Annotated in this window: 10 protein-coding genes; 7 read left to right on the top strand and 3 right to left on the bottom strand. The window is 71.0% G+C overall.

The window, feature by feature from the left end; translation table 11 throughout:
• The first annotated feature begins 185 nt into the window (after positions 1 to 185).
• The 4 genes from tsf (at position 186) to AB0F52_RS40280 (ending at position 3,631) form a co-directional block, all read left to right on the top strand.
• Entirely contained in the window at positions 186 to 1,001 is an 816-nt protein-coding gene (gene tsf, locus AB0F52_RS40295; RefSeq protein WP_013223863.1) for a translation elongation factor Ts, read from the top strand.
• A 117-nt stretch (positions 1,002 to 1,118) separates the two neighbouring features.
• The gene (gene pyrH / locus AB0F52_RS40290) at positions 1,119 to 1,862 is read left to right on the top strand and encodes a UMP kinase (protein ID WP_013223864.1); all 744 of its coding nucleotides are present in this window, start codon (positions 1,119 to 1,121) and stop codon (positions 1,860 to 1,862) included.
• Positions 1,863 to 1,910: 48 nt separating this feature from the next.
• Entirely contained in the window at positions 1,911 to 2,468 is a 558-nt protein-coding gene (gene frr, locus AB0F52_RS40285) for a ribosome recycling factor (protein WP_020644474.1), read from the top strand.
• On the top strand, positions 2,468 to 3,631 hold the full coding sequence (locus tag AB0F52_RS40280) for a CDP-archaeol synthase (protein ID WP_360182699.1): 1,164 nt from the start codon (positions 2,468 to 2,470) through the stop codon (positions 3,629 to 3,631). The genes frr and AB0F52_RS40280 overlap by 1 nt, the downstream gene beginning before the upstream one ends.
• On the opposite strand, the gene AB0F52_RS40275 is transcribed toward AB0F52_RS40280, so the two are convergent.
• A complete protein-coding gene (locus AB0F52_RS40275) occupies positions 3,628 to 4,473 on the bottom strand; it encodes a VOC family protein (protein WP_103343726.1) in 846 nt (281 codons plus the stop codon). The genes AB0F52_RS40280 and AB0F52_RS40275 overlap by 4 nt on opposite strands.
• Before the next feature lie 114 nt (positions 4,474 to 4,587).
• Here AB0F52_RS40275 and AB0F52_RS40270 point away from each other — a divergent pair, with 114 nt between their 5' ends.
• Positions 4,588 to 5,397: a class I SAM-dependent methyltransferase gene (locus AB0F52_RS40270; protein WP_360182718.1), complete on the top strand. Its 810-nt coding sequence runs from the start codon at positions 4,588 to 4,590 to the stop codon at positions 5,395 to 5,397.
• Here AB0F52_RS40270 and AB0F52_RS40265 read toward each other — a convergent pair.
• Complete coding sequence (locus tag AB0F52_RS40265; protein ID WP_360182697.1) at positions 5,337 to 5,957, bottom strand: PadR family transcriptional regulator; 621 nt, start codon at positions 5,955 to 5,957, stop codon at positions 5,337 to 5,339. The two genes, AB0F52_RS40270 and AB0F52_RS40265, sit on opposite strands and share 61 nt — an antisense overlap.
• Positions 5,958 to 6,076: 119 nt before the next feature.
• Here AB0F52_RS40265 and AB0F52_RS40260 point away from each other — a divergent pair, with 119 nt between their 5' ends.
• Positions 6,077 to 6,562, top strand: coding sequence for an Lrp/AsnC family transcriptional regulator (locus AB0F52_RS40260; protein ID WP_360182695.1), 486 nt, complete (start codon positions 6,077 to 6,079; stop codon positions 6,560 to 6,562).
• A 107-nt stretch (positions 6,563 to 6,669) separates the two neighbouring features.
• Positions 6,670 to 8,964: a pyruvate dehydrogenase gene (locus AB0F52_RS40255; protein WP_360182693.1), complete on the top strand. Its 2,295-nt coding sequence runs from the start codon at positions 6,670 to 6,672 to the stop codon at positions 8,962 to 8,964.
• Here AB0F52_RS40255 and AB0F52_RS40250 read toward each other — a convergent pair.
• Complete coding sequence (locus AB0F52_RS40250; protein WP_360182691.1) at positions 8,957 to 9,535, bottom strand: hypothetical protein; 579 nt, start codon at positions 9,533 to 9,535, stop codon at positions 8,957 to 8,959. The genes AB0F52_RS40255 and AB0F52_RS40250 overlap by 8 nt on opposite strands.
• Between the last annotated feature and the right edge of the window lie 91 nt (positions 9,536 to 9,626).

Here is a 9,626-nt window from a genome sequence, read left to right as displayed (position 1 = left end):
CGGGGGGCCCCCCCCCCGCCGGGCCCCACCCCGAGAGCGCGGCCCCGCGGCTCCCCGCCCGCCGGTCGTCGATACCCCCCCACACCCAACCCCCATCGTAGAAAGATTCGGGCGGCCCCCCCCCGGCCCCCGCCCCCACGGGTGTAGCAACCCACAGATTTCCTGCAAAGGATGGATTTACCAGAATGGCGAACTACACCGCCGCTGACGTGAAGCGCCTGCGCGAGATGACCGGCGCCGGCATGATGGACTGCAAGAAGGCCCTCGAGGAGAACGGCGGCGACTTCGACAAGGCCGTCGAGTTCCTCCGCATCAAGGGTGCCAAGGACGTCGGCAAGCGCGCCGAGCGCGCCACCGCCGAGGGCCTGGTCACCGGCGAAGGCGGCGTCCTCATCGAGCTCGACTCCGAGACCGACTTCGTCGCGAAGAACGCCGACTTCCAGGCGCTCGCCGCGAAGATCGTCGAGGTCGCGAAGACCGTCAAGACCTCCGACGTCGAGGCGCTCAAGGGTGCCGAGCTCGACGGCAAGACCGTCAACGAGGTCGTCCAGGAGCTTTCGGCCCGCATCGGCGAGAAGCTCGAGCTGCGCCGCGTCGTGGCCTTCGAGGGCCAGACCGCGACCTACCTGCACCGCCGTGGCTCCGACCTGCCGCCGGCCGTCGGCGTGCTCGTCGAGTTCACCGGTGACGACGCCGAGGCCGCCCGTGGTGCCGCCATGCAGGTCGCCGCGCTGCGCGCGAAGTACCTGACCCGCGACGAGGTGCCGGCCGAGATCGTCGAGAACGAGCGCCGCATCGCCGAGCAGACCGCCCGCGAAGAAGGCAAGCCGGAGCAGGCCATGCCGAAGATCATCGAGGGCAAGGTCAACGCCTACTACAAGGACAACGTCCTGCTCGAGCAGCCGTCGGTCAAGGACAACAAGAAGACCGTCAAGGCCCTGCTCGACGCGGCCGGCGTGACGCTGACCAAGTTCGCGCGCTTCGAGGTCGGCCAGGCCTGACGTCAGGCCAGGGCGTAGGTTCTACCCCCACAGTGCCCCGTCTCCGTCCATCGGGGACGGGGCACTGTCGGGTCCAGAGGAATTCACAGCGGTCGAGGGGCGTAGGAGGCGACATAGATGGGTGACCGGGTCGAAGGTGGCTACCGGCGGGTGCTGCTGAAACTGGGCGGCGAGATGTTCGGCGGTGGTTCGATCGGCGTCGATCCGGACGTCGTCCACTCGGTCGCGCAGCAGATCGCCGACGTCGCCCGCACCGGCGTCCAGGTCGCGGTCGTGATCGGCGGCGGCAACTACTTCCGGGGCGCGGAGCTGTCGCAGCGCGGCATGGACCGCGACCGCGCCGACTACATGGCGATGCTGGGCACCGTGATGAACTGCCTCGCGCTGCAGGACTTCCTCGAGAAGGAGGGCCTGCCCACCCGCGTGCAGACCGCCATCACGATGGGCCAGGTCGCCGAGCCCTACATCCCGCGCCGCGCCGAGCGGCACCTGGAGAAGGGCCGCGTCGTGATCTTCGGCGCCGGTGTCGGCATGCCGTACTTCTCCACCGACACCGCGGCCGCGCAGCGGGCGCTCGAGCTGGGCTGCGAAGCCGTGCTGATGGCGAAGGCCGTCGACGGCGTCTACACCGCGGACCCGAAGGCCGACCCCACCGCCGAGATGTTCCGCGAGATCACCCACCGCGAGGTGCTGGAGCGGGACCTCAAGGTGGCCGACGCGACGGCGTTCAGCCTCTGCATGGACAACAACATGCCGATCATCGTGTTCAACCTGCTCACCGAGGGGAACATCGCCCGCGCGGTGAGTGGTGAAAGAATCGGCACGTTGGTCAGCACCCCCACTGCCGGGGTGCCGGCCTAGACCTGCTGGGATCAGCAAGCGCCACCCATCACAACAACGGGAGTAGCCGTGATCGACGAGACCCTCCTCGACGCCGAGGAGAAGATGGAAAAAGCGGTGTCCGTCGCCAAGGATGATCTGACGTCGGTGCGCACCGGCCGGGCCACCCCGTCGATGTTCTCGCGCATCGTCGTCGAGTACTACGGCGCGCCGACCCCGCTGAACCAGCTGGCCAGCGTGAACGTGCCGGAGGCGCGGATGGCGCTGATCAAGCCGTACGACCAGACCCAGCTCGTCGCGATCGAAAAGGCCATCCGCGAGTCCGACCTCGGGGTCAACCCGAGCAACGACGGCAACGTGATCCGGATCGTCATCCCGCAGCTCACCGAGGAGCGGCGCAAGGAGATGGTCAAGGTGGCCAAGAGCAAGGGTGAGGACGCGCGGGTGACCATCCGCAGCATCCGCCGCAAGGCCAAGGAAGAGCTCGACCGCATCGGCAAGGACGGCGAAGCGGGCGAAGACGAGGTCGTGCGCGCGGAGAAGGAGCTGCAGAACCTCACCGACACGTACTCGCACAAGGTCGACGAGCTGGTCAAGCACAAGGAAGCCGAGCTGCTCGAGGTCTGATGGCAAAGGTGAGCGAGGAACGCGAGGACCGGGTGGACGCCACCGGAGCACACCCGGCGGCCGCGCCCGGGACGCCGGAGCCGGGTGACGCCGGCACCCCGGAGTTCCCGGGGACGCCGGAACACCCGAACGGGAGCCGGGCTTCGGCGACCTCGGAAGCCGGCCGGGCGGCGGGGACGCCGGTCGTGCCGGAGGCCTCGGGCACCGGGGAAGCGAGCCGGTTGTCGGCCGCCGGAACCGCCGCGGCCGAAACTTCCGCGGCGTCGGCCAACGGTGAGGTGGCCGGACCGGTGGCGGACCCCGCCGCGCCCGGTTCCACGGCCGCGGAACCGGCGCCGGAAGCCAAGAAGGCTTCCAAGGCGGGCCGGAACCTGCCCGCGGCCATCGGGGTCGCGCTGCTGCTCGGCGCCGCGATCATCGTTTCCCTGCTCACCGTTCGCTACCTGTTCATCGGGATCATCGCGATCGCGATCGCGGTCGGCACCTTCGAATTCGCCGGGGTGCTGCGCCGGGTCGCCGACATCCGGGTCGCGATGATCCCGGTGCTCGTCGGCGGGCAGGCGATGATCTGGCTCGCCTGGCCGTTCGGCCGGGAGGGCGCGCTCACCGCGTTCGTCCTCACCGTGCTCGCCTGCCTGCTGTGGCGGCTGCCCGGCGGCGCGAAGGGCTACCTGCGCGACATCAGCGCGTCCACCTTCGCCGCCGCCTACCTGCCGCTCTTCGGTGCCTTCGCGGCGATGCTCGTGCCGCCGTCGGACGGCGTCGGGCGCGTCCTCACCTTCCTGATCGGCGTCGTCGCGTCGGACACCGGTGGCTACATCGCCGGCGTGCTCGGCGGCAAGCACCCGATGGCGCCCACCATCAGCCCGAAGAAGACCTGGGAAGGCTTCGCGGGTTCGGTGATCGGCGGCGTCGTGGCCGGAGCGCTGACGCTCAGCCTGCTGCTCGACGGCCACGTCTGGCAGGGCGTGATCTTCGGCGTCGCCATCGTGCTGACCGCGACCCTCGGCGACCTCGTCGAGTCGCTGATCAAGCGCGACCTCGGCGTCAAGGACATGGGCACGCTGCTGCCCGGGCACGGCGGGATCATGGACCGCCTCGACTCGCTGCTGCCTTCGGCGGTCGTGTCCTGGCTGCTGCTTTCGGCGTTCGTGCCGGTCTAGTCGTCGTAAGGGTCGTCGACCTCCGCGCGGCCCCAGCCTTCGGCGACGCGGGAGTGGTCGATCACCGCGAACACCGCGCCCTCGGGGTCGGCCAGGATCGACATCCGGCCGAACGGCGTGTCGTAGGGCTGGATCACCACCGTGCCACCGTGCATGAGCGCCTCGCCCGCGACCGCGTCGACGCCGCGGGCCGGGTCGATGTCGAAGTACACGAGCCAGTGCGGCGGGGTGTCGAGGCTGTACTCCGAACCCATCACGTACCGGTACAGCACCGGCTCGTGCTCGATGAGCCATTCGACGTAGTCGAGCATCTCGCCGTCGCCGATCTGATGGCTGCCGTAGGTGAACAGCTTGGTGTAGAAGTGATCCGCCGCGACGCCGTCGTGGGTGTTGAGGTCCGCGCCGCTGAAGGTGTTCGGGATCCCGGTGACGAACTCCCAGTTCGGCGGCACCTCCCAGAACACCACCGGCGCGCCGCACGCGTCCATGGCGTGCATGATCATGCCGCGGTCCGGGATCGCCACCGGCCCGAGCGTGATCCGGCCGCCGAGGTGCTCCACCCACTCGGCCGCGCTCGCGGTGTGCGGCACGGAGATGTGCGGCATCCACCCCAGCGGCGCGCCTTGGGCGGCGCGGTAGAGCCCGCCCACGGGCAGCGTGTTGAGCGCCGCGATGGAGTAGCGGCCGTCGGAGGTCGCCGGGTCTCGTTGAGTGGTGTACTCCCAGCCGAAGAGGGCACCGTAGAATCTTTCCGCCACGGCCTGCTCGCGACAGGCCAGCTCGATCCAGCACGGAATTCCGGCCGGGACCGGGGACGGGGTACTGGACGGGCCGATTGCCATGGGTGCTCCTCCCGATACCCACCGGATTCTAGGCGCGATCCGTGAGTTTTCCGCCAAGAATTCGCCTCCGTGAGAACACGGCCCGGCGACGAGGACCCGGAAGGAGCAGCGGGGGTGCGGTGGTCGTCCCGGCGCGCGGAGGTCGTGCCCAGCCCCAACATCTGGTACTACCAGGCCGATTACGAGCTGGAGAACCGCGCGCAGGACAGCGGCGGCGAGATCTGGCGGGTGCTGCGGGAGGAGCACGACTGGACCGGCCGGGACGTGCTGGACGTCGGCTGCGGTGACGGGTTTCACTTGCCGCGCTTCGCTCGTGACGCGCGATCGGTGCTCGGAGTGGAGCCTCACGAGCCGTTGGTGCGAACCGCGCTGAAGCGCGTCGAGGGACTGTCGAACGTGGACGTCCGGATGGGCCGGGCCCAGCGGCTGCCGGTTCGCAGCGCGAGCGTCGACGTCGTGCACGCGCGCACGGCGTACTTCTTCGGGCCCGGGTGCGAGCCCGGGCTGGCGGAGGCCGAGCGGGTGCTGCGGCCGGGCGGCGCGCTCCTGATCGTCGACCTGGACGTGACCAGTGAGCCCTACGGGCGCTGGATGCGCGCCGACCTACCGCAGTACGACCCGGGCGCCGTGGAACGGTTCTTCGCCCGGGCCGGGTTCGGCTGCCGCCGCGTCGCGACCGAATGGCGGTTCGCGACCGCCGCGGACCTCGAAGCCGTGCTGAAGATCGAGTTCAGCCGGCCGGTCGCCGAACAGGCGATCGCGGAGTCCCTGCAGCGTAACGGGAATCGCGCGCAGGACCTGACGCTGCCGGTGGGCTACCGCGTCCACACGCGGATCAAGCCCACCGGCCTCGTCCTGCCAGGTCACTCGGCCGCTTCTTCGCCGGAAGCGGATTCCTCGTCGTCTTCGCCGAGGATGCCGTAGAGCGAGCGCCGGGCGTCGTTGAGGACCTCGGCCGCGCGGGCCTGCTGGCTCTCGGTGCCCGCGCGCATGATCTGCACGACGGCGGCGGCCAGGTTCTTGCCCGCCTTGGCCAGCCCGACCTCGGTCGGGTCGACGTCCTGCGCGATGTGCTCCCACGGCGGGGTGCTGTCCTGCTGCTCCGCGGCGGCACGGCCGGCGTCGGTCAGCTCGAACAGCTTCTTGCCGTGCTCGTCCTTGCTGATCACCAGGCCTTCGTCGGCCAGCAGCTGCAGCGTCGGGTAGACCGAGCCGGGGCTCGGCCGCCAGAAGCCGCCGGAGCGCTCGCCGATCTCGCGGATGATCTCGTAGCCGTGCCGGGGCTGCTCGGCGAGCAGCGCCAGGATCGCGGCGCGGACGTCACCGCGGCGGCTGCGCCGTCCGCCGTGACCCCGCCGGCCCGGACCGTGGCCGCGACCGCGTCCACCGGGGCCGAAGCCCGGGGGGAACTCGCCGAAACCACCGAAGGGCCCGAAAGGTGTGCGCCCACGTTCGTGAGCGAAGGGGTGTTGGTGCCTACGCATGTCTTGTGTTCCTTTCTCGAACTGTTGCGACACGTTCACGATATATCGGAAACGGTCGGCTTGCAACCCGCTCGCGGTGAGCCCGCTCACGTCTGCGCCCGGGTGGAAAGATCGGCGGCGTGCCGGAAACCATCGACGAGATCGACGCGCGCCTGCTCCAGGCGCTGGGGGAGGACCCGCGGTCCACGGCGGTCGCGCTGGCCGAGCGGCTGGGCCTGTCCCGCAACACGGTGCAAGCCCGGCTCGCGCGGCTCGAGCAGCGCGGTGTGCTGCGGTCGTTCGAACGCCGCATCGACCCGGCCCGCCTGGGCTACCCGCTGCGGGCGTTCGTCAACGCGCAGGTCGACCAGCGGCGCCTCGCCGAGATCGGCACGGCCCTCGCCGCGATCCCCGAGGTGACCGAGGTGTGCGGGCTGACCGGGGCGAGCGACCTGATGGTGCAGGTGGTCGCCGTCGACGCCGACGACCTCTACCGGATCGCCGGGCACATCCTCGCCTCGCCGGGGGTGGAGCGGACGAACATCTCGCTCGTCATGCGTGAGCTCGTCCCGTACCGCCTGGCGCCCCTGCTGGAGCGCGTGCATTCTGCGCAGCCGGAGACCTGAGCCCTCAGTGTCCGGTGTGCATTCTGCGCACTCTCGGCGGCATCGGTTGTGCGATGCGTCCACCAGTGTTGTCCTGGTGGGCGCTTCCTGCACGAAAGGTGTCGACGATGACTCAGGCCCCCGTGACCGCCCCGGCGCTCACCGCGATCGAGCAGCGGGTGCTGTGGCTCGCCACCGCGATCGTGCACCAGGCCAACCGCGTCCGGCCCAACCCGTCCGGGCTGAAGGTCGGCGGGCACCAGGCGTCGTGCGCGTCGCTGGTCTCGATCATGACGTCGCTGTGGTTCCGGCACCTGCGGCCCGAGGACCGCGTCTCGGTGAAGCCGCACGCGTCGCCGGTGCTCCACGCGATCAACTACCTCCTCGGCGACCTGGACGAGGCCTACCTGCCGACGCTGCGCGAGTTCGGCGGCCTGCAGAGCTACCCGAGCCGCGCCAAGGACCCCGACCCGGTGGACTACTCGACCGGCTCGGTCGGCATCGGCGCGACCGCCCCGATCTGGGGCGCGCTGGCCCGCCGCTACCTGACGACCCGCGGCTCGTCGGCGGGCACCGGTCGCCAGTACTCGCTGGTCGGCGACGCCGAGCTGGACGAAGGCGCGATCTGGGAGGCCATCCTCGACCCGGGCGTCGCCGAACTCGGCGAGATCGTCTGGATCGTCGACCTCAACCGCCAGTCTCTCGACCGGGTCGTCCCGAACATCGCGGCCGGGCGGCTGCAGGGCATGTTCGCCGCCGCCGGCTGGCAGGTGCTGACGCTGAAGTACGGCCGCCTGCTGGAGGAGCTGTTCACCCGGCCCGGCGGCGCCGAGCTGCGCGCCCGCATCGACGCGATGCCGAACCCCGAATACCAGCGGCTGCTGCGCTGCGACGCCGCGCAGGTCCGCGACCGGCTGCCCGCGGGCGACGCCGCCCTCTCGGAGCTGGTCGCGTCGCTCGACGACGAGACGCTGCTGGCCGCGATCCGCAACCTCGGCGGGCACGACCTCGGCTCGCTCGACGAGGTCTTCGCGTCCATCGCGGACGATCGGCCGACGGTGATCTTCTGCTACACCGTCAAGGGACGCGGGCTGCCCACGCAAGGGCATCCGCAGAACCACTCGTCGCTGCTGACCGTCGCGCAGATGGAAGAGCTGGCTTCGTCATCGGGCACGGACCTCGCTTCGCCGTGGGAGCGCTTCGCCGACGGGTCGGCCGAAGCCGCGTTGTGCGCTGAAGTCGCTTCGCGCCTTCGTCGTCCGGACGTCCCTTCGGCGCCTTCGCTGGACCTGCCCGTCGACATCGGACGTACGCCGTCCGGTACCGCTACGACGCAGGCCGCGCTGGGCCGCGTGCTGCTCGATCTGACGCGCGAAGCGCCCGAAGCGGCGAAGCGCGTGGTGACGGTCAGCCCGGACGTCAGCTCGACGACCAACCTCGGCGGCTGGGTCAACAAGGTCGGCGTCTGGTCGGCCACCGAGCGCCGCGACTGGTTCGAGGACGACCCCGAGACGATCATGCACTGGCGGGAGAAGCCGACCGGTCAGCACGTCGAACTGGGGATCGCCGAGACGAACCTGGTGGGCCTCCTGGGCGAGCTCGGCGCGACCTGGAGCCGGTGGGGCGAGCCGCTGCTGCCCATCGGCGTCATGTACGACCCGTTCGTCGAGCGCGCGCTGGAGCCGTGGTCGTTCGGCATCTACGCGGGCGGGCAGTCGATCCTGATCGGGACGCCGTCGGGGGTCACCCTCGCGCCGGAAGGCGGTGCGCACCAGTCGATCACCACGCCGTCGATCGGGATCGAGCAGCCCGGCTGCGTCAGCTACGAACCGGCGTTCGCGATCGACACCGAGTGGACCCTGCTGGCGGCGCTCGGCCGGCTCGGCAAGCCGGGCGGGACGTCGTCGTACTTCCGGCTCTCGACGCGTCCGGTCGACCAGACGCTCGCCGCGGTGCCCGCCGACCCGGCCGCCCGCGAACGCCGTCGCCGCCAGGTCGTGGCCGGCGCGTACCTGCTGCGGCGGGCGGCTGCACCGGCCGTCACGCTGGCGGCGATGGGCGCGCTGGTGCCGGACACCCTGGCGGCGGCCGAGCGGCTGGCCCAGGTCGGCGTCGAGGCCGACGTCGTGTGCGTGACCAGCCCGGGGCTGCTGTTCGAGGCGCTCCAAGCCCGGTCCGGCCGCGGGAGTGCCGAGTCGTGGATCCTCGACCAGGTCTTCCCGGCTTCGCGGGCGAAGCCGCTGGTCACCGTGCTCGACGGCCACCCGCACACGCTGGCGTTCCTCGCCGGGATCAACCGGGTGCCGTCGGTCGCGCTCGGCGTCACGGGCTTCGGGCAGTCGGGGTCGCTCGAGGACGTCTACCGCTACCACGGCATCGACACGGACTCGATCATCCGGGCCGCGCTCGACGCCGTCAGCTGAAGGTGGCGCCGGCGAGCAGGGCGTCCATCTTGGCGTCCCAGCCGGGGAAGGACCCGTACTGGACGATCAGGATCCGGCTCGTCGGCAGCCACCACATCCGCACCTGGTTGTTCTGCGCCGAGTTCTCGCAGGTGACCTTCCAGCGGCCGTACTCGGCGTTCTTGGGCCCGACCGGCGCGAAGCCGGAGTCCATGAGCGTGCTGCCGGTGGCCCCGGTGGCCTTGCCGGGCGGCGACGCGGGCGTGATGCAGGTCGGCAGGTCCGTGCCGGTGTACCAGCCGAAGGGCCGCTTCGTGCTCGGGAGGTTGATCGGCGTGCCGGAGTCCGGCTTGCGCAGGTTCACGATCCGCGCTTCGCAGGCCACGGCGCCTTCGGTGACGCAGCCGTCCAGCAGGCCGTCCGGGCTGTGCTCGGTGTAGGTCGCGCCGGCCGGCAGGGTCAGGTGCAAGGACCCCACGGTGGCGCGCGGGCCGCTCGGCGTGCTCGGCGCGGGCGGGTGCTCGCCCGGGGTGCTGCAGGCGGCGGCGCTCAGGATGACCGCGGCCACCAGGACAAGGTGCCGGAAGGACACGCGCTCACCTCTTTCGTCGGGCGCCGGTTTTCACGCCGTCGATCATCCCTCCGGGTGACGCGGCCCCGCCGACCGGGGGCGGCCCGTGACC

It is taken from the genome of Amycolatopsis sp. NPDC024027 (genome assembly GCF_040638975.1).
Taxonomy (GTDB): Bacteria; Actinomycetota; Actinomycetes; order Mycobacteriales; family Pseudonocardiaceae; genus Amycolatopsis.
This window is presented reverse-complemented; position numbering and strand designations above follow the sequence as displayed.

What these genes read in the sequence shown, in the direction of transcription:
- AB0F52_RS40265 (WP_360182697.1), bottom strand. Translation starts at nt 5,957, where the DNA reads ATGCGTAGGCACCAACACCCCTTCGCTCACGAACGTGGGCGCACACCT.
- AB0F52_RS40275 (WP_103343726.1), bottom strand. Translation starts at nt 4,473, where the DNA reads ATGGCAATCGGCCCGTCCAGTACCCCGTCCCCGGTCCCGGCCGGAATT.
- AB0F52_RS40280 (WP_360182699.1), top strand. Translation starts at nt 2,468, where the DNA reads ATGGCAAAGGTGAGCGAGGAACGCGAGGACCGGGTGGACGCCACCGGA.
- AB0F52_RS40255 (WP_360182693.1), top strand. Translation starts at nt 6,670, where the DNA reads ATGACTCAGGCCCCCGTGACCGCCCCGGCGCTCACCGCGATCGAGCAG.
- pyrH (WP_013223864.1), top strand. Translation starts at nt 1,119, where the DNA reads ATGGGTGACCGGGTCGAAGGTGGCTACCGGCGGGTGCTGCTGAAACTG.
- tsf (WP_013223863.1), top strand. Translation starts at nt 186, where the DNA reads ATGGCGAACTACACCGCCGCTGACGTGAAGCGCCTGCGCGAGATGACC.